At 73.4% G+C, this 19872-nt stretch carries 16 protein-coding genes; 7 read left to right on the forward strand and 9 right to left on the reverse strand.

Annotated elements, in window-relative coordinates; all coding sequences use genetic code 11:
* Positions 1-7 precede the first annotated feature (7 nt).
* The 3 genes from DEI88_RS11440 to DEI88_RS11450 all read left to right on the forward strand — a co-directional run bounded on the left by DEI88_RS11440 (position 8) and on the right by DEI88_RS11450 (position 4138).
* A complete protein-coding gene (locus DEI88_RS11440) occupies positions 8-1165 on the forward strand; it encodes an MFS transporter (RefSeq protein ID WP_220038110.1) in 1158 nt (385 codons plus the stop codon).
* A gap of 80 nt (positions 1166-1245) precedes the next feature.
* Entirely contained in the window at positions 1246-2742 is a 1497-nt protein-coding gene (locus DEI88_RS11445; RefSeq protein ID WP_111014081.1) for a DHA2 family efflux MFS transporter permease subunit, read from the forward strand.
* A gap of 148 nt (positions 2743-2890) precedes the next feature.
* Complete coding sequence (locus DEI88_RS11450; protein ID WP_111071303.1) at positions 2891-4138, forward strand: FAD-binding protein; 1248 nt, start codon at positions 2891-2893, stop codon at positions 4136-4138.
* Between the two features lie 1017 nt (positions 4139-5155).
* Here DEI88_RS11450 and DEI88_RS11455 read toward each other — a convergent pair.
* From DEI88_RS11455 to DEI88_RS11490, 8 genes are all read right to left on the reverse strand, one after another.
* Positions 5156-5668, reverse strand: a complete 513-nt coding sequence (locus DEI88_RS11455) for a 2'-5' RNA ligase family protein (protein WP_111014083.1) — start codon at positions 5666-5668, stop codon at positions 5156-5158.
* 14 nt (positions 5669-5682) lie between these two features.
* Positions 5683-6585 (reverse strand): alpha/beta fold hydrolase, encoded by a 903-nt coding sequence (locus DEI88_RS11460; protein ID WP_111071302.1) that lies wholly within the window; start codon positions 6583-6585, stop codon positions 5683-5685.
* A 21-nt stretch (positions 6586-6606) separates the two neighbouring features.
* Positions 6607-7641, reverse strand: a complete 1035-nt coding sequence (locus tag DEI88_RS11465; protein WP_111071301.1) for a glycoside hydrolase family 16 protein — start codon at positions 7639-7641, stop codon at positions 6607-6609.
* Positions 7642-7734: 93 nt separating this feature from the next.
* Positions 7735-9567: a hypothetical protein gene (locus tag DEI88_RS11470; RefSeq protein WP_111071300.1), complete on the reverse strand. Its 1833-nt coding sequence runs from the start codon at positions 9565-9567 to the stop codon at positions 7735-7737.
* Positions 9564-11552 (reverse strand): glycosyltransferase family 2 protein, encoded by a 1989-nt coding sequence (locus DEI88_RS11475; protein ID WP_111071299.1) that lies wholly within the window; start codon positions 11550-11552, stop codon positions 9564-9566. Before DEI88_RS11475 ends, DEI88_RS11470 begins: the two co-directional genes overlap by 4 nt.
* On the reverse strand, positions 11549-12934 hold the full coding sequence (locus tag DEI88_RS11480; RefSeq protein ID WP_111071298.1) for a lipopolysaccharide biosynthesis protein: 1386 nt from the start codon (positions 12932-12934) through the stop codon (positions 11549-11551). Before DEI88_RS11480 ends, DEI88_RS11475 begins: the two co-directional genes overlap by 4 nt.
* Entirely contained in the window at positions 12931-13989 is a 1059-nt protein-coding gene (locus DEI88_RS11485; protein ID WP_181441165.1) for a glycosyltransferase family 2 protein, read from the reverse strand. The genes DEI88_RS11480 and DEI88_RS11485 overlap by 4 nt, the downstream gene beginning before the upstream one ends.
* Positions 13986-14843, reverse strand: a complete 858-nt coding sequence (locus DEI88_RS11490) for a glycosyltransferase family 2 protein (protein ID WP_111011649.1) — start codon at positions 14841-14843, stop codon at positions 13986-13988. Before DEI88_RS11490 ends, DEI88_RS11485 begins: the two co-directional genes overlap by 4 nt.
* A gap of 542 nt (positions 14844-15385) precedes the next feature.
* On the opposite strand from DEI88_RS11490, the gene DEI88_RS11495 reads away from it, so the two are divergent.
* Positions 15386-15550, forward strand: a complete 165-nt coding sequence (locus tag DEI88_RS11495; protein WP_181434970.1) for a hypothetical protein — start codon at positions 15386-15388, stop codon at positions 15548-15550.
* A gap of 816 nt (positions 15551-16366) precedes the next feature.
* Here the strand turns inward: DEI88_RS11495 and DEI88_RS11500 are convergent.
* Complete coding sequence (locus tag DEI88_RS11500) at positions 16367-16600, reverse strand: hypothetical protein (protein WP_111011648.1); 234 nt, start codon at positions 16598-16600, stop codon at positions 16367-16369.
* A 304-nt stretch (positions 16601-16904) separates the two neighbouring features.
* On the opposite strand from DEI88_RS11500, the gene DEI88_RS11505 reads away from it, so the two are divergent.
* The 3 genes from DEI88_RS11505 (at position 16905) to DEI88_RS11515 (ending at position 19714) form a co-directional block, all read left to right on the forward strand.
* The gene (locus tag DEI88_RS11505; protein WP_111071296.1) at positions 16905-17858 is read left to right on the forward strand and encodes a MetQ/NlpA family ABC transporter substrate-binding protein; all 954 of its coding nucleotides are present in this window, start codon (positions 16905-16907) and stop codon (positions 17856-17858) included.
* A 99-nt stretch (positions 17859-17957) separates the two neighbouring features.
* Positions 17958-19046, forward strand: coding sequence for a methionine ABC transporter ATP-binding protein (locus DEI88_RS11510; protein ID WP_111071295.1), 1089 nt, complete (start codon positions 17958-17960; stop codon positions 19044-19046).
* On the forward strand, positions 19043-19714 hold the full coding sequence (locus DEI88_RS11515) for a methionine ABC transporter permease (RefSeq protein ID WP_111011605.1): 672 nt from the start codon (positions 19043-19045) through the stop codon (positions 19712-19714). Before DEI88_RS11510 ends, DEI88_RS11515 begins: the two co-directional genes overlap by 4 nt.
* Positions 19715-19872: the final 158 nt, after the last annotated feature.

A 19872-nucleotide genomic window follows, 5' to 3' on the forward strand; every position in this document is an offset into this window, starting at 1 on the left:
CGGACGGGTGCCCGGACTCGTCGCCGCCGTCTACGTCTTCACCGCCGTCATGATGGGGACGACCATCCCGACGCCGCTGTACCCGACCTACGAGGCGCACTTCGGGTTCGGCAGCGCCGCGACGACCGTGCTGTTCGCGGTCTACGCCGGTGGCGTGATCCTCGCGCTCGTGCTCGTCGGCCGCCTGTCGGACACGATCGGCCGACGACCGGCGCTCCTCGTCGGCATCGTGCTGTCCCTGCTCTCGGCGGGGCTGTTCACGGTCGGCACCCCCGAGTGGCTCCTGTACGCGGGGCGCGTGCTCTCGGGGTTCTCCGCGGGCATCTTCACGTCCACCGCCACGGTCGCGGTGCTCGAGGCCGCCCCCCGGGGCCGCGAGAAGCTCGCCGGGGCGCTCGCCACCGCGGGGAACATCGGCGGGCTCGGACTCGGCATGCTCATGGCCGGCGTGGTCGCGACCGTCACCCCGTGGCCCCTCCGCGCGCCGTACGTGGTGCACGCCGGACTGCTCGTCATCGCGGGGTTCGCCCTGCTCGCGATGCGCGAGACCGCCGGCGAGCGGACGCCATTCCGGCTGCAACCGCCGCGCGTCCCGTCGGAGACCCGGTCGGTCTTCGGCGCGGCCGCCATCGGGGCGGTCACGGGGTTCGCGGTGTGCGGGCTGTTCTCGTCGATCGCGCCGAACTTCGTCGGCACGGTCATCGGGGTGCACTCGCCCGCGGTCGTCGGGACCGTGACGTTCCTGCTGTTCGGCGCCTCCGCGGCGGCGCAGGTGTCGCTCCGTCCCCTCTCGAACCGGGCACTCGTCCTCGTCGGGACCGTCGGCCTCGTCGTCGGCATGGCGGTGCTCGTCGTCGCTCTGCTCGCCGCGTCGCTGCCCACCCTCATCGCGTCCGCAGTGCTCGCCGGGGCCGGGCAGGGCCTCCTGTTCATGGCGGGCCTCCGGACCGTCACGGGCGCCACGGCGGCAGCGGACCGCACCGCGACGACGACCACGTACTTCGTGGTGGCGTACCTGGCGATCTCCGTCCCCGCCGTCGCGGCGGGGCTGCTCAGCCATGCCGTCGGACTGACCGCGACGGGCGTGGTGTTCGCCGCCGCGGTCGTCGTCGGGACGCTGCTCGGGCTGTTCCGGCTGCGGTCGTTCGACGCGGTCGCGCGCTGAGCGTCGCCACGCTGGCCCCGGGCTCCCTGGACGTCCAGCTGACCCTGTCCGATGTCACAGGAGGCCGCTAGCCTCGGTCCATGGCCGATCCCGACGCCGCCACCCTGATCACCAGCGCTCGTTCCGAGCCAGCCGGGCCGTCGTCGACGTCCCCGGCGACCGCGCGCCTGGTCATCGGACTCCTGCTCGTCTCCGCGTTCGTCGTCATCCTGAACGAGACGATCATGGGCGTGGCCCTCCCGCGGCTCATGACGGACCTGGACATCAGCGCGACGACGGGGCAATGGCTCACCACCGGGTTCATGTTGACCATGGCGGTCGTGATCCCGATCACCGGGTTCCTGCTCGAGCGGTTCCCGACGCGGCCCGTGTTCACATGGGCGATGAGCCTGTTCTCGGCGGGCACCGTGATCGCCCTGCTCGCGCCGGGGTTCCCGGTGTTGCTCGTCGGCCGGGTCGTGCAGGCGAGCGGAACGGCGATCATGATGCCCCTGCTCATGACGACCGTGCTGACTCTCGTCGAGCCGCAGCGCCGTGGCCGCGTGATGGGCAACATCTCGATCGTGATCTCGGTGGCGCCGGCGATCGGGCCCACGATCTCGGGGCTCATCCTGCAGTCGTTCACATGGCGGTCCATGTTCGGTTTCGTCCTCCCGATCGCGCTCGCGGCCCTGGTCATCGGGCTCCTCAAGGTGCGGAACGTCTCCACGCCACGACGCGTCCCACTCGACGTCGGGTCCGTCATCGTGTCCGCGTTCGCCTTCGGCGGGATCGTGTACGGCCTGTCCAGCATCGCGACGATCGGCAGCGGGGGCATCTGGGCTCCCGTCGTCGCGCTCACGGTCGGACTCGTCGCGCTCGTGGGGTTCATCGCGCGGCAACGGTCCCTGCAGCGACGGGACCGCGCGCTGCTCGACCTGCGGACGTTCCGGGTGCGGACGTTCACCATCGCGATCATCGCCATGTGCATCGCGATGATCGCCATGTTCGGCACGCTGATCCTGCTGCCGATCTACCTCGAGACCGTGCTCGGGCTGCCCGTCCTGCAGGTCGGTCTGCTGCTCCTGCCCGGCGGGCTCGTCATGGGTCTGCTCTCGCCGGTGGTCGGGCGGCTGTACGACCAGCACGGCGCGCAGGTGCTCGCGGTGCCGGGCGCAGTCCTCGTGAGCGTCGTGCTGTGGATGTTCACGATGCTCAGTCCGACCACGAGCGTGTGGTTCGTGCTCGCGGCGCACGTGCTCCTCAGCATCGGGCTCGCGCTCACCTTCACGCCGTTGTTCACCGCGGGACTCGGTGGACTCACGCCCGACCTGTACTCGCACGGGTCGGCGCTGCTCGGAACGGCTCAGCAGCTGGCAGGAGCTGCGGGGACCGCCCTCTTCGTCACCCTCATGGCGATCGGCACCGCTGCCGCGGGTGGGGGCGCGAGCTCGGCGGTCTCGGTCGATGCGACCGCAGCCGGCGTCCGGACGGCGTTCCTCGTCGGCGCGATCATCTCGCTGTTCGGCATCGCCGCCTCCGCGATGGTCCGCAAGCCGGAGCTCGCGCCGGGCCTCGTGCCGTCGCCCACGCACTGACCCTCGGCGCGACCGACCGACCGACCGACCGACCGACGCGCTGCGCTGCGACCGACACGCGACCGACACGACCCGTCTGTCCGTCTGACCGACGGGTGCGACGGGTCGGACGGACCGACGCCTCCCGTCGCATGAGAGGGTGACCCCCATGGGCGCGATGACGAGCGAGCTGAACTGGGCGGGCACCTACACGTACACCGCCGAGCGCATCGAACGCCCCACCTCGATCGAGGCCGTGCAGGAACTCGTGTCGGGAGCCGAACGGGTGCGCGGCATCGGCACCCGCCACTCGTTCAACGACGTCGCCGACGGACCGGGCGTGCTCGTGGACGTCACAGCGATCCCCGCCGACCTGGAGATCGCGCCGGACCGCCGGACGGTGACGCTCGGCGCCGGCACGCGGTACGGCGACGTCGCTCCCGCGCTCGACGCCGCGGGTCTCGCGCTCCACAACATGGGCTCGCTGCCGCACATCTCGGTCGGAGGCGCCACCGCCACCGGAACGCACGGCTCCGGCACCCGCCTGGGGTCGTTGTCGTCAGCGGTCGCCGGTCTCGAGTTCGTCGGCGGGGACGGCACGCTGCACCGGATCGTCCGAGGCGACCCGGAGCACGCGGGCGCGGTGCTCCACCTGGGCCTCCTCGGGGTGGTCACCCGGATCACACTGGACGTCGAGCCCACCTACCGGATGCGCCAGGACGCATACGGCGCGATCCCCTGGACGGCGTTCCTCGGGTCCGTGCGCGAGGTCTTCGCCGCCGGGACGAGCGTGTGCTGCTTCACGAACTGGGACGGCACGGTGCGCGAGGTCCTCGTGAAGACGCGGATCCCCGACGGCGCCGACGACGTCGCCGTGCCCGAGGCCATCGTCGGCGCACATCGCCTGCCGCCGCTACCGGGTGACGACCACCGCACGGCCCGCGACGGCACGCCCGGACCATGGTGGGACCGCCTCCCCCACTTCACCGTGGGCACGGTGCCGTCGGTCGGGTCCGAGATCCAGAGCGAGCACTTCGTGCCGCTCGACCGGGCCGCCGAGGCACTCGACGCCGTCCACGCGCTCGGCGACCGCATCCGCCCGCACCTCCACGTCGCGGAGCTCCGGACCACCGCTCCTGACGACCTGTGGCTCAGCCCCGGTCAGGGGTCCGCGACGCTGTGCATCGCGTTCACCTGGCGTCGTCACGTCGACGAGGTCGCCGCGCTGCTGCCGGACATCGAGGCCGCGCTCGTCCCGTTCGACGCACGGCCCCACTGGGGCAAGATGTCGTCCCTCGGGCCGGATGCCATCGCGGCGATCTACCCACGGCTCCCCGCGTTCCGGTCCCTCGTCGCCCGGATCGACCCGGAACGGCGGTTCGCGTCCGCGTTCGGCGAGCGCGTCCTCGGGGTCTGACGCGCCTCCCGGCCCGGCCTCGGTGGCCGGGCCGCACCCGTTGTCCCGGCGTCACGTGCCGCTCGTCGGCACCGCGCCTCCGGTCCGGTCGCGCCGCGCCTCCTGTCCCGTCCCGCCGCGCCTCCGGTCCGGTCGCGCCGCGCCTCCGGTCCGGTCGCGCCGCGCCTCCCGTCCGGTCGCGCCTCCCGCCCTGCCGGCACCGCGCCTCCCGTCCGGAGGCGCCGCGCCTCCCGCCCTGCCCAGTCCCGTCCCGTCCCATCCCGTCACATCCCGACCGTCGATGAATCAGGAAATCGGCGCGAATGGCGAAGCGCCCCCTCAACGGCGACGCCGTCTTCCTGCGTTCTCGACACGACAGCGGAGCGAACCGTGCGCAGCGCACGGTCGCAGCGGACGATGGAAGCGCCCGGGAGGAACGGCACCCGCCTGAGGGCCGCAGCGACCCGTCGACAACGCAGGAACCCAAGCCCGGAGCAGAGCCCTCGCCCCACCAGCGACGCCGTCTTCCTGCGTTCTCGACACGACAGCGGAGCGAACCGTGCGCAGCGCACGATCGCAGCGAGCGGTCACAGCGAACGGTGGAAACGACCCGGAGGAACGGCACCCGCCTCGGGGCGGCAGCGACCCGTCGACAACGCAGGAAAATGGTGCCGCTGCCGGGACCCGACCCCCGAGTGAACGCGGTCTTCCTGCGTTGTCCACGTGGCAGCGGAGCGAACGGGAGGAGCGAACGGGAGAAGCCAACGGACGGGGTGGGCGGACGGAACGGACCGGAGCAACAGCAGCTGCCTCGAATCCCAGCGCCCCGTCGACAACGCAGGAACGCAGGTCCGGAGCGGAGGCCCGGCGCCGCCGGAGACGGCCTCTTCCTGCGTTGTCGACACACGCGGTCACACGGCCGGGAGTCCACGCGGTCACGCGGTCACTCGGTCACTCGGTCACGCGGTCACGCGGTCACGCGGTCACGCGGTCACGCGGTCGCACGGTCACGCGGCAGCGCGGTCACGTGGCCGCGCCTCACACACCGGTGAGGGGCGTCACCACCCGCTCGTCCCCGTCCCAGAACCGGACGCCGGCGACCGCGCCGAACTCGGGCACGGGGGCCGCCGCGAGCGCGGAGACCGCGGCGGGGAGCGCCTCGGGCGGCAGGCGTCGCGCGATGGTGACGTGTGGCGACCAGGCGTCCGGCAGGCTCGTCGGGAGACCCCCGGGTACGACCTCGTGGACGCGGCGGTGGAACGCGCCGAGTGCCTCGGACACGACGACGGCGCGCACGAGCACGAACCGCCCGCGGGCGGCCGGGAACAGGGTGAGGCCGCCGAACCGCACCTCGGCAGGGTGGGTGGCGGCGACGGCCGGGAGGGACGGCACCGGTTCCAGCGTCGGCCCGGCAACCAGGGTCACGTGCGGCCGGTTCGACGGGCTGTCGTGGAGCGCGAGGCTCGGGAGCCCCGCGTCGACCAGTGCCCGCCATCCGGCACGGAGGGCGCCGTCGGTGGCGTCGTCGAAGACGAGCTCGATGCTGCGCACGGTGCGGGGGCCCCTCAGGCGTCGGTGGCGAGGCGCACGCGGTCGAGGTGTGCGCGGACGGCGGCGGCGACGGCGACGGGGTCCTCACGCTGGACGAAGTGGCCCACGCCGGGGAGCTCGACGAGGTCGCGTCCGCTCGCGAAGGACGCCTCGTTGCCCCGGGCTGCGGGCAGGGTCTCGCACCCGTCGGCCGTGCCGATGAGGAAGGTCGTCGGCACCGTGATCGCCGGCCACGTGTCGAGGAGCGCCTGGGTCGAGGCGTACCGGGGCGAGCCGGGCGCCTCGCCCGCACCGTGTCGGTAGTAGTGCACGACGTCGGCGGCGAACTCGTCCGTGTCGAACGCCCCGAGCATGGCCTGCTCCTCGGTGGGGTCGAGCCGGAGCGAGGGGGACCAGTTGGCCCAGGCCCATCGGACGAGCGCGGTGGGGTCGGTGCGGAAGGCCCGCGCGCCGGCCTCGGTGCAGAGCCAGTACCGGTACCAGGCGACCGCGGCGTCGTCGAGTCGTTCCGCGGCGCTCAGGTGTCCCCGGTCCCCGTACGGCGTCGCGATCGTGACGAGTCCGGTGAGTCGCTCGGGAGCGAGCACGGCGACGGCGTGCGCGGCCCTGGCGCCCCAGTCGTGCCCGGCGAGCAGGAACCGATCGAGTCGGAGCGCGTCGGCCAGGTCGAGGACGTCGGCGGCGAGCGCGGCGACCTGACCGGACCGGGCGTCGGCGGCGTCGTCACGGACCCGGCTCGCACCCACCCCGCGGAGCATCGGCCGGATCGCCCGGACGTCGTCGGGCAGGAGCGCGAGCACACCGTCCCAGGTCGCGGGCGTGTCGGGGAACCCGTGGAGCAGCAGGACCGGGGTGCCGTCGGCCGGTCCGTCGTCGTGGTACTCGAGGTCGGCGACGGGGGTCGACACGATGGGCATGCCCCGAGCCAACCACGATCGTCAGGCTCGGGGATCCACCTGGATCCAGTCGATGACCATCCGTGACGTCGTGGGGGTGGACGCGTCCGGCGGACCGGGCCAGTTCCCGCCGACGGCGAGGCTGAACAGGACGTCCATCGGCTGGTCGAACACCCAGCGCATGGTCGGCGGCGCGGTGGAGCGGGTGATGCGCATCGCAGTGTGACCGTCGATGGCGGTCGTGATGCTGTCGGCGGTGCGCGACACCGAGTACACGTGGAAGCCGTCGCTCAGCGGTGTGCTGTGGTGGACGGTCGTGCTCGACGCGACGTCCTGGGTGTCCGAGGTGGTGCTCGGCGCGTGGACCGTGTGCACCGAGTCCGCGGTGGTGTTCGGCGTCTCGACGATGTCCACCTCACCGGCCGCGGGCCATCCGACGTGGTCGACGTCCGAGCCGAGCAACCAGAACGCGGGCAGGAGCCCCTGGCCGTCGGGCAGCTCGATCCGGGCGGACAGCGTGCCGGTCGTGAACGAGAACTTGCCCGCGGTGGTCAGCCGGGCCGAGGTGTAGGTCGGCGTGGCGGGGGTGCCCCCGACGTGCGCGGTGAGCACGAGGTGCCCGCTGCCGTCGAGCACGCCGTTCGCCGCCTGGTAGGTCTGCAGTTCGCCGTTGCCCCAGCCACCGGCCCCGGTCTGTGCGGTCCAGACGGACGGGTCGGGCGGAGACCCCGCGGTGCCGTCGAAGTCGTCGCGCACGACGCCGGACGGGCTCGGGGTCGAGGACGGTGTCCCGTTCGGGGTCGGCGCGGGCTGGGTCACCGGGTCTCCTCCTCGCGGCCGGACGGCCCAGGCGACGACGAGCGCCACGACGACCACCCCGGCGAGCACGACGATCCACAGCAGGGGGCGACGCCGCCGTGGGACCGGGATCGTGCGCCCGCCGTCCGAGGCACGCGCGAGCGCCGAACCCCCGTGCCGAGCCGTCCCGCCGTGTCGCGTGGTGCGGTCGTGGAGGGGCACGCCGCCGTGCTCGACGACCCGGGCGACGGGGAACGCGTCAGGTGTCGGGGTCGGCACGAGTGTCCTCCCACCGCCGCTCGGCGGCGGGAGCTCCCACGCGGACGGCCGTCGGTGTCGGCAGCGCGGGGTCCGGACGACGCGCGATCGCGGTCACGAGGTCGTCCCCGTCAGCCGGTACAGCACCACGCCGGGCGCCGACACGACCGTGGTCCAGCGCGGGTCCGCAGCGATCTGTCCGCTGAGCCGCTGCAGCGCGCCGTGGGGGTACGTGCCGTTGTACTCGGCCCAGTCGACCATCTGGTCCGTGATGAGCATGTAGACCGGGCGCCCGCCGCCCCGGAGGGCCGTGGTGAGCTTCTGCTCGACGGCCGGGTCCCGGAAGGACTGTCCGGCCCACCCCGCCCAGGTCGTCATGCTCGCGTCGAACTGCGGGTCCACGCGCGCCTGGTCGACGTACTGCTCCGTCATCCGCCCGGGTCCGGCGGCGGCCGGCGCGAGGAGCTGGGACGGCACGGGCGCGGTCTCGAGCAGCTGCGTACTGACGCTGAGTTCGGCCGGCGTCACGAGGTTGGAGAACCAGGCACCGTAGACCGCCTGCCCGGATGCGAGCGACGCCACGACGACGACGACCGCCGTCCCCGTCAGGGCGAGGCGACCGGCGAGCACGACGCTCCTCGATCGACGGGCGTGGACCGCGCCTCCCGTCCGGATGTCGACGCGGCCCCGGACGCCCGCGCGGATGCACCGGACGAGCACCGGCGCGATGAGGACGGCGCAGCCGGGGACGGAGTACAGGAACACGCGGTAGATGGCCTCGCCGCCGTAGCTCTGCCCGGCGAGGAGCGCGAACGGCGCGAAGGCGACCACCGCCAGCCGGAGGGTGCTCCAGCGGCGGAGCCGTGTGCCGCCGAAGCGGTCGGGACGGAGCCCGGCCAGGACCAGCAACCCGGCCGATCCCCAGACGCCGAGGGACACCGCCCGCGCCGCGAGTGCCGTCACCGTCATGCCGATGCTGCCGGCACCGGTCGACACGGTCTGCGCGTTCGCGAGCGGGTCGAACGCCTGCCCCGTCGTGTACTCCTGCACGAGGTGCCAGTTGAGCAGCACCATGAGGCCGGCGAGGATCCCGAACGGGACGACGATCGTCCGCGGCCGGACCGTGCCGAGCACGCCGAACGCGGCCGCGACGACGAGCAGCCAGTACGGCGTCAACTGGTGGGACACCGCGATCGCGGCGAACAGGGGCAGGGTCAGCCACCCGAGCACCGGACGCGTGCGGCTGCGGACCAGGAGTGTGACGATGACGATCCCGAGGAGGAACGACACGGCCTGCGGAGACAGGTAGTCCTGGCCGACCCAGTTCGCGACGCCGACGATGAACGCGGCGGTGACGGCGCTCAGTCGCGACGTCCCGAGGGACCGTGCGAGGGCGCCGACGGCGCCGACGAGGGCGATGTCCGCGCCGACCTCGAACCACTGCGCGATCGACACCGGCGAGATCCCCGTGGCGGTCGAGAACCACGCGATCGCCGCGAACACACCGGGCCACCCCGCGTAGATGTCGACCCCTGTGGCGACGTGCCCGTGGTGCTGGATCCAGTCGACGACCCCGAGGTGCTTGTAGGTCCAGCTGTAGATCGGCGCACCGGCCCCGAGGGCGATCGGGAGGCGCATGCACAGCACCGACACGACGGTCGCCACCCACGCGTCCACGACGGAGCCCGACCGGACCGCGAGCACGAACCCGAGGCCGGACAGGCCGATCGCGATCGGCACGCCGGGCACGCCGGCGAACAGCAGCCCGAGGGTGGTGTGCGTCGCGGACGGGATCGCGGGGATCGACACCACCGCCACCACGATTGCCGCCACGACGACGAGCCGGGTCGCCACGACGACGTGCGCGCGCGACCGCGGAACGGTGACGCTGGCGGACCGGAACCCGGTGGCCCGCAGGCCCGCGAGGAGGAGGGTCGGTGTCGTCACGACGAGGCTCCCTCCTCGGCGCGTCCGCGGCGGCGCACGGGACGCAGGCGGCCACGGACGACGGTGGCCCGTTCGGTGAGCCAGCGTTCGAACCGCGGGACCCTCGACCGATGGGCGGTGCGGCGTTCGGGTCGCCGTCCCGCGAGGACCCACCGGTCGAGGCCGCCGGCGGCGGTCAGGAGTGCGATCACGACGAGCGCCCCGTCCACGCCCCAGATGCCCGTGACCGCCATGGCAGCGGTGAGGAGGATCGTGACCGCGATGCCCGTCGCGGGCACCACCACGACGGTCGTCGAGGGTCGCATGTCGATCCAGGTCCGCAGGGCCGCGCCCGGTCCGACGAGCACGAGGGCGCCGACGGCGATGCCGCGCCACCATTCCGCGGTGTCGGGCACGAGTGCGGTCAGCCCGACGAGGGCGACGAGCGCCGCGACGATGCCCCAGGGGGTGGGGCGTCGGATCGGCATGGTGGAGGCCGTGGCCGGCGCGCCAGCGTCGGTCACCGCGGTGCGCGACGCGGGGTCGAGGACGGTCGCTCCGTCCCACCGCTGCCGGAGGAACCGGGCGGGACCGAGCAGGACGCTCGCCAGTTCGAGCCGGCCGACGCGGCGGACCTCGCGGGCGAGCTCCTCGTGCGTCGGGGTCGCGGCGAGCGCCGTGGGCTCGGTCAGGGCCGTCGCGGCGGCCGAACCGGCGGTGGTCGGAACGGTCGCGGCGGTCGAGCCCATCAACATCGCGGTCACACTGCCGGCGGGAGCGGACCCCACCGTCGGCGGCGGACTCGCGTCCGTGCCGCCGACGGCGTGTTCGGGTCCCTCCGCCAGCCCGCCGGCGCCTTTGCCGACGAGCCGGACGAAGGCCTGGGGCGCACGACGGGCAGCGCGGACCGCCATGCGGGGCTCGAGGGCCACCTTCGTGAGCCACGCGCCGAGCCCGACGCCGTAGCCCTTCGCCTGCGATCGGAGCGCCGCCAGGTCGGAGCGGTGGCGGTGCCACACGAGCGCGGACGGGTCGACGACGAGCGCCCCGCCGGCGAACAGCACCCGGGTGAACACGTCGAGGTCCTCGCCGCCGCCCGTGCGGGTCCCGGCGCCGAACGCCGTGTCGAACCCGCCGAGCTCCAGAGCGGTGCGCCGACGGAGGGCGAAGTTCGCGCCCGTGCCGAACTCGCCGACCGAGAACGGGAACATCGGCAGGTCGGCGGGCTGCTCGGCGAGCCGGAACTCGCGGCGACGCAGGTTCCGGGACCAGGACACGCGGTCGTCGAAGTACCGCTGCACCGGCGTCCTGAGTTCGCCGCTCGGCACGAGTCCCGACACGCACTCGACGTCCGGCGCGCTCGCGAAGGCGCGGGTGATCGCCGTCAACCAACCCGCATCGACCACGACGTCGTCGTCCGTGAACGCGACGACGTCGCCCGTCGCGTGTCGGAGGCCCGTGTTCCGTGCGCTCGACAGCCCCGGGACCGCCTCGTGCACGAGGCGCACACGCGGGTCCGTGAACTCGTTCGCGATGAGGTCCGCGGTGGCCGTCGTCGCGCTCGCGTTGTCCACCACGACGACGTCGAACGCCGGATGGTCGACCGCGAGCACGCTCCGCAGGGCGTCCCGGAGCTGGTCGGCCCGGTCGCGGGTGCAGATCACGACGGTCACGGTCGCCGCGGTGGTGTCCGGCGCCGAGGACTCGGCGCGTTCCGCGGCACCCCGGTCGAACCGCGCGGCCGCGTCGACGAGCACCGGGATCGCGAGGCCCCCGGCCACGACCGGGACCTCGACGAAGCCGAGCACCGTGTCGCCGCGACGGACGAGGAGCCGGGCACCCCGGTAGCCCTCGGCGCCGTCGAGCCGCAGCACCTCGGTGTCCCGGGCGACGGCGTCGTCGAGCTCGCGGACGTCGAGGTCGCCGACCCAGAGTGCGCCGGCCCACACGGGAGGAACGGGGCTCGTCATGGGACGGTGCAGCACGCGGTCGGTTCCGATGGTCACGCGGCGCCTCCCGCGATCGGGGCGGGCGAGGCGACGGCGCTGTGTCGGCCCGTGCCCGGCGCGCGTCGGGCGCGGAGGAGCCCGACGAACCCCACCGCGGCGAGGCCGACCGTGGTGACGACCATCGCGATGGCCCCGCCGAGCGCACCCCAGGCGCCGATGCACAGGATCGCGACGGGCACGAGGACGACGGTCGACGACGCGCTCACGACGAGGACCGCGGTGGTGCGGTGCAGCGATCGCTGCATGGACCCCCACACCTCGTACGCCGTCCGCAGCACGGAGCCGATCGCGAGCGTGCTGAGCACCGCCACGCCACCGGCGGCGACGTAGTAGTGCCCGAGGAGGCCGAGGACGAACGGCGCGAGCGCGACGAGGGCGACCACCCCGAGCCCGACGATGGTCACCACGGCGAGCCAGGTGCGGAACGCGAGCGCGCCCGCCTCGCTGCGGTTCGTGGACGCGTGGGTCGCCATGGAGGTGCCGATCGCGATGACGACGAGGTCGAGCACCTGCCCGATCTGGAAGCACAGCGCGAACAGGGCGCCCTGCGCGCTGCCCGCGACGGTCGTCACGAGGAACGGCATGATGAGCACCCCACCGAGGTACAGGCCGTTCGCGACGCCGACCCGGCCCGCGAAGGCCGCGAACCGGCGGAACGGCCGCTCCTCGTCGGTGGACGCGGGAGCGACCTCCGGGCCCGGTTCCGCGGCGTTCCCGACGACCGGGACGAACGTGCGCATCCTCCGGGGGATCAGGATCCCGTAGGCGACGACGAGCGCCCCGGCCGCCGGGAGGACCGCGGCGACGAGCACGGGGTTGCCGACCGCGCCGACCAGTGCGACGAGCACCGGGATGAGCGCGAGCTTGGCGAGGTTGACCGGACCGTTCATCGTCAGGTTGAGCCGGGCCCCACCGAGCGAGGTGAGCACCGGGTCCTTGAGGACGAACAGCGTCCACACGACGCTCGAGAGCGTGACGCCGAGCACGACCGACCACGCGGGGGCGGCGGGGTCGACGAACCGGACGACGAGCACGCCCGCGACGACCCCGGCGGCCGTCGCGACGAGCACCGCGGTCAGGACGCCGACGCGGTAGAGCGGTCGGCGCCAGCGACGCAGCCCCGGCAACATGACGAGCAGGGCGTCACCGATCCCGGACGCCGCGACCTGCGCCGCGGCCGTGAAGATCGAGAAGATCGCGGTGTCGACGCCGAGCCTCCCCGGCGGGATGATCCGCGCCGCGACCACCCAGAACACGAACCCGGAGGCGCTCGTCACGGCGTAGCCGGCGAGGATCCAGATCGAGTCGAGCGTCACGCGACGACCGATGGTCGTGCGTGCCGGCGTCGACACGGCGGGGGTGAGGACCTGGTCGCTCACCCGGACACCACCTCGCCGCGGAGCTGCGGGGCGGACGGGTGTCGCGCCTCCAGACCGACGGACGGGAGGGCCGGAACGGATGACGCGGGTCCGGTTCCCATGGGGACGGACGGGAGGACCGTGGCGGCACCGAGCGTCGGCGTCGCCCGTGCCGCGCGCAGGTACCCCGCGATCGTCGCCGCCGCCATGAGGGCGATCGCAACGATGCGGCGGGCACCACCGCGCCCCACCTGGCCGAGTTCGCGGACGAGGGCGGCGGGCAGCACGTGCGCGGCGTAGGCGGTCTCGCTGGACAGGGCGTCCTCGCGGCCGAGCTTGCGGCCCAGGATCGCCTTCGAGATGCCCTCGTGGTAGCTCCGACTGCGGACGTACGACCACGTGGCGCGGTCGGCGCTCACCCGGTGGTGCACGACGGCTCGGGGGTCGAGCAGGATGCGCGCCTCCGGGTCCTGCTGCCGGAGGCGGATGCAGAGCTCCGTCTCCTCGCCGCCGAGCGGGACCGCGCCGACGCGACCGGTGTCGGTGTCGAAGCCGCCCGCGGCCAACGCCGGACGACGCCGGAACGCCATCGAGCAGCCGAGGACGTTGCGGACCTCGGCGAGCTCCTCGGGGAGGCCGCGGTGGCTGCAGCCGACGATCCAGAGGAGTTCGTCGGGGTACATCGCCGAACGGGCACCCGCGGGCCAGACCGGCTCCGCCCGCCCGCCGACCGCGATCACCTTCGGGTCGGTGAACGGGGCGACGAGATGACGGAGCCAGTCCTCGGCCGCGGTGGCATCGTCGTCGAGGAACGCGACGACGTCTCCGTACGCGACGTGCATGCCGGTGTTCCGAGCACCGGACAGACCCTGGGGACCACGGTTCGCCACGACCGTGAGGTGCGGCCAGCGCGTCTGCGCCATCCGGAGGAGCTCCGGCTCGTGGTCGATGACGACGACGACCTCGGTGGCCTCCGGCTGGAGGAGCGCGGAGTCGACGGCGTCCTGGAGGTCACCCCACCGTCGCTGCGTGTACGCGCAGACGACGACGCTGACGGCGGGGTTCCACACCGTCACGCGACGTCCCGACGCTGACGCGCCGGCACCGCGATCGCGCCCCCGGCGGGGTGCACCGATCTGGTCCTCGCGGCGGTCCGGGCGACGCGGCGAGCGGCCAGGCCGCGCGTGCGCTCGTCGAGGATCGTCTTGAGCACGCGGAAGCCGTCCGACACGGCGTTGAGGTTGCTCTCGCCGTGGATCCGCAGTCGTTCGACGCTCGGGACCTCGACGACGGCCAGGTCGGCGAACGCGATCCGGCAGTTGATGATCGTCTCGATCTCGAACCCGTCACCCCAGAGCATCCGACCGTCGGCCGCGGGCGCGGCGTCGACGGCGGGCAGGTCGAGGTGCGGGAGCACGGACCGCCGGAACGCGTTGAAGCCGTAGCACAGGTCGGTGTAGTCGGTGCCGAGCAGCAGGTTCGTCAGGACGTTGAGCCCGGCGTTCCCCACGCGACGGACGCCGGTGATGTCCTCGCTGCCACCGCCGAGGCGGAAGCGCGAGCCCTTGGCGACGTCGGCCCCGGCCACCAGCGCCTCGACGAAGCGCGGGATCTCGGTGGGGTCGGCGGAACCGTCGGCGTCGAACATGACGATGACGTCACCCGTCGCCACGGCGAAACCACAGGCGAGGGCGTTGCCCTTGCCGCGCCGGGTCTGGGACACGACGCGGATGTCGGGCATGACGGCCTTCGCGGTCGCGGCGGTGCCGTCGATCGAGTCGCCGTCCACGAGGATGACCTCGTGCACCGGCGGCAGGGTGGGCAGGACGAGCGCCAGGTTCTTCGCCTCGTTCCGTGCCGGGATGACGATGCTGATCGTCGGTTCCGCCGGGATCGGGGCGTTGAGGGGCGCAGGCAAGTTCGGGTTCATGCTGTGTCCACTTTTCGGGTTCGGGTGACGACCGGCCTCGGGAGCCGGTCTGGACCCCTCCGCGATCGACCCGCACCGACGGGTCGGTACGGCCGGCCAGGGAAGGGTCGGCGAGGGCAGCCTTCTGCCCTCGTGGTGCAGCGTGGATCAACGTCGACACGGTCGGCGGTTCGGGTTCGGGTTCGGGTTCTCGGGTGAGCAACCGACCGGCCGGAGCTGATCCTCGCCACCCTCGGGTAAGGGTGGTGGTGAGCAGGAACATACGCTCCCCGCCCCCGAGGGACAAGAGCCCTCTGTCCACCCTGCGCGGTCGGGGTACACGCGGGTCGGCGTCTGCGGCACCGGGCCGGACTCCTGGAGGACGGGCGCGGTCCGGGCTCCTCACGGACGGGGAGCGACCGTTCTCCGGGAACCCCCATGAGCACCCGAGTTGTCCCCCGATCGCCCCCCGATGAGGGGCGAGTCCGGCGGATAGGATCGACAACGGCCGACCTGGTCGAACCATCCGCCCCGCCCAGTTCCATCCACGCCCGGAGGACCCGATGGCACGTCGCGACGTCGACCCCCGCGAGCGGTGCGTCTGCGGACACGAGCGGCAGGCCCACGAGCACTACCGGCGCGGGACCGACTGCGCGCTGTGCGGCGCGGCGACCTGTGGCCGGTTCCGTGGCACGGGCGTCATCGTGGTCGCGATCGACGGACCCTGACCTCCGACCCCTTCGGCTTTGTACCCCGTTCGGGGCGCTTCCGAGCTCGTCCTGCACCCCTCGGCAGCGTCCGGAGGACGTGCGTTCTCCGGGAGCCGGGGGACGCGCTCGAGCCGGCCCGGGCCTCCCCGCCGCGTGCCCCGTTCTGGGGTCGTCTCCCTGGGTCCGTTCACATGCTCGTTACCCGGGATGCGGGCCCGCCCGTGGTGCGGCCGCGCGCGGCGTGGGCGCGCGGGGCGCGCGGGGCGCGCGCCCGCGGCGTGGGCGGGCGAAGCGTGGCCAGCCCCCGTCGCTGGTCGACGAATCAGGAGGATCGTGCGGAACCCGCGCCGCGCCTCCCGGCCCGGAGGCGCGGTCCTGAATCGTCGACAGGCACCGGTGTGCAGGCGCGCACCAGCGCGCACCCACCCCGGACCGGCGCTGGCCGGTGCTCGCCGCGGCGGCACCGGCCCGCGCCGACCCCGGCCCGCGCCTCCTCCGTCGACGAATCAGGAGGATCGTGCGGAACCGGCACCGGGCCTCCCGACCGGAGGCCCGGTCCTGAATCGTCGACAGGCACCGGCGTGCAGGCGCGCATTCGTGCGCAGCCGCTCGGACCGGCGCTGGAGGGCCCTCGCCGCGACGGCACCGGCCCGCGCCGACCCCGGCCCGGCCCTCCTCGGTCGACGAATCAGGAGGATCGTGCGGAACCCGCGCCGCGCCTCCCGACCGGGAGGCCCGGTCCTGAGTTGCCGACCGATGCCGGCGGGCGCGGACGGAACACGCCGCGGCCCGCGGCACCGCAGCTGCCCGCTGCGGTCAGGCGGCCCGCTGCGGTCAGGCGGCGGACGCGGTGGCCACGGACGGGACGGACCGCGCGGGGCGGACGTGCGTGAACGCCGCCCAGATCGCAGCGACGTCGGCGGTGCGCTCGAAGTCCTGCGTCGCGTGGTACTCGCGTCGCACGAAGTCGACGAAGGCGGTGGTGGTCGTCGGGTCAGCGGCGCGCGCGGAAGCGGCAGCGACGAGCTGGGTGCGGAACGGTTCCGTGAGGGTGGGGACGAACGGCATCGGTCTTCTCCGGTGTGGGCCCGAGGGACGGGCGGGGCGGTGGGCTGGATCATCGTGCACCGCCCTCGCGGGCCGGCCAAGTCCCCCGTTCGTGGAGCGCTCACCCGAGGGACACCGCCCACCCCGCGCTCGCCCGAGGGACACCACCCAACCCGCGCTCGCCCGAGGGACTCCGCCGTAACACGACGGAACGCGAGTGGACCCTCCCCACGGGCGCCTGCACAGTGGAGCCACGTTCTGCCGCAGCACCGGCCGGAACGCAGCAGCACGACGCACCACCGCACACCGAGCACCAGGAGCACCGATGTCCGCCGCACCGACCCTTCCCGACCGCCCCCGCCGCCGACGCCCCCTCGGCTGGATCATCGCCGCGATCGTCGTCGTCGTCGCGATCATCGTCGCGATCGTCGTCGCCGCCACCCGGGGCGGGGACGAGACCGCGTCGTCGGGCTCGTCCTCCGCGGCGCCGAGGACCGTCACGATCGGCGTGGCCGACAAGTTCCTGCCCTACTGGGCGACGTACACGAAGCTCGCGAAGTCGCGACTCGACGTGACGGTCAAGCTCGTCAACTTCTCGGACTACAGCCTCCCGAACCCGGCGCTCAAGCAGGGGCAGGTCGACCTCAACCAGTTCCAGCACATCCAGTACCTGGCGAACTACGACGTGACGGCGCACGACACGCTGCAGCCGATCGGCGCGACCGCCGTGTACCCGCTGCCGCTCTACTCGACGACGGTCAGCAAGCCGTCCGGGTTCCGTGACGGCGCGAAGATCGCGATCCCGAACGACGCCATCAACGAGGCCCGGGCGCTGCTCGTGCTGCAGTCCGCCCACCTGTTGGAGCTCCGGGACGGCGGGAGCGCGTTCTCGACGACGGCCGACATCACGTCGCACAAGGTCGACGTCACGACGGTCGACGCCTCGCAGACGGCGAACGCGCTGCAGAACGGCTCGGTGGACGGTGCCGTCGTGAACAACAACTACGCGACCGCTGCTGGCCTGTCGAAGCACGACGCGATCTACCAGGACGACCCGTCGAGCACCTCGGCGGCCCCGTACGTGAACGTGTTCGCGGCGCGCAAGGCGGACGTCCACGACGCGACGTACCTCGCGTTGGCCAAGCTGTTCCACGACAGCGCCGTGCAGAAGGTGTTCCTGAAGGACTACCCGGACGCGGTCGTGCGCTCCACGTCGGCGGCCGACCTGCAGCACGAGCTGCGGTCCGTCGAGCAGGACGCGAAGGCCGCACAGGGCTGACCCGTCGCCCCTCCGGCCCACCAGCCGGGAGGCCCGACCCACCCCGGACGCGCACGGTCACGAGCCGTGCGCGTCCGCCCGTCCCCACCGGAAGGACCCATGCCCGCGCTCGTCCGCCTCGAGGCCGTCTCGAAACGCTACGCCCGCCGCGACCACGACGACCCCGTGGTCGCGGTCGACGACGTCACCCTCGACGTGGAGGAGGGCGAGGTCCTCGGCATCATCGGCTACTCCGGTGCGGGCAAGTCCACGCTCGTGCGGCTCGTCAACGCGCTCGAGCTACCGACGTCGGGACGGGTCACCGTCGCCGGTCAGGAGCTCACGAGCCTGCCGGAACGCGACCGGCGTCAGGCCCGACGCCGCATCGGCATGATCTTCCAGCAGTTCAACCTGTTCCGCTCGCGCACGGTCGCGGGCAACGTCGCCTACCCCCTGCGCGTCGCCGGGGTCCCCCGCGAGGAACGGGACCGCCGGGTGGCGGAGCTCCTCGACTTCGTCGGTCTGCTCGACCGCGCGCACGCCTACCCCGAACAGCTGTCGGGCGGGCAGAAGCAGCGGGTCGGCATCGCCCGGGCCCTCGCCACGAACCCACCGCTGCTCCTCGCCGACGAGGCCACGAGCGCGCTCGACCCCGAGACCACCACCGAGGTCCTGTCGTTGCTCCGCCGCGTGAACCGCGAGCTCGGGGTGACGATCATGGTCATCACCCACGAGATGGACGCAGTCCGGCAGATCGCCGATCGCGTCGCCGTCATGGAGCGCGGCCGCGTCGTCGAGGTCGGCGACGTGTACGACGTCTTCTCGGCGCCGCGCACCGAGGCCGCGCGTCGATTCGTCCGATCGGCGCTGCACGACCGGCCCTCCGCGGCGACCCTCACCCGGCTCCGCGACCGCCACCCCGGCCGGCTCGTGACCGTGCGGATCACGGACGAGCACGGCCTCCAGGCGCGGATCGACGCGGTGTTCGCCGCGGCCGGCGTCGGAGCGGAGCTCGTGTACGGCGGTGTCAGCGAGATCCGCGAGCGCCGCATCGGCGCGCTCACCTACGAGCTCTCCGGCGCGGACGCCGCGGTCGACCGCGCACTCGCGGCACTCCGGCAGGCAGGGGTCACCGCGGACGAGGAACGACCGACCGCCCCGACACCGGACATCGCCGACGGCCCGACAACGGAGGAGGCCCGCTCATGACCACCGGACTGCAGGGGTTCCTGACGACGATCGACGTGTACCTGTCCTCGATCCGGGACACCCTGGTCATGTCGCTCGTCTCGTTGGTCGTCGCGGGCGTCATCGGGCTCGCGCTCGGCCTGGCCCTGTACGCCACTCGACCGGGCAACCTGCTCGGACACCGCGGCGTCTTCACGGTCCTCAACGTCGTCGTGAACATCGTCCGGCCGATCCCGTTCGTGATCTTCCTGGCCGCCGTCGCACCGTTGTCCCGAGGCGTCGTCGACACCACGATCGGGGTGCCCGCGGTGACGTTCGCGATCTCCCTCGCGGCGGCGTTCGCCGTGGCCCGGATCGTCGAGCAGAGCCTCGTGTCCCTCGACCCGGGCGTCGTCGAGGCCGCGCGGTCGGCCGGCGCGCACCCGCTGGCGATCGTGCTGACGGTGCTCATCCCCGAGGGACTCGGGCCGCTCGTGCTCGGCTACACCTTCATCTTCGTCGGCATCGTCGACATGACCGCGCAGGGCGCCCTGGTCGGCGGGGGCGGCCTCGGCGAGTACGCGATCACCTACGGGTCGCAGCGCTACGACTGGTGGATCGTGTACATCTCGGTCGCGACGATCGTCGTCATCGTGCAGCTCGGCCAGTTCGTCGGGAACCGGTTGGCGCGGGCGACGCTCCGGCGCTGACGCCGGACGGGAGGGCCGGGACCGGCCCGCACCACGCCTCCCGACCCGGCGTCGACGGACGGGAGGTCCGGGACCGGCCCGCACCACGCCTCCCGTCCGGCGCGACGGACGGGAGGGCCGGGAGCGGCCCGCACCGCGCCTCCCGGCCCGGCGGGTGG

It is taken from the genome of Curtobacterium sp. MCBD17_003 (assembly GCF_003234885.2).
Classification (GTDB): Bacteria; Actinomycetota; Actinomycetes; order Actinomycetales; family Microbacteriaceae; genus Curtobacterium.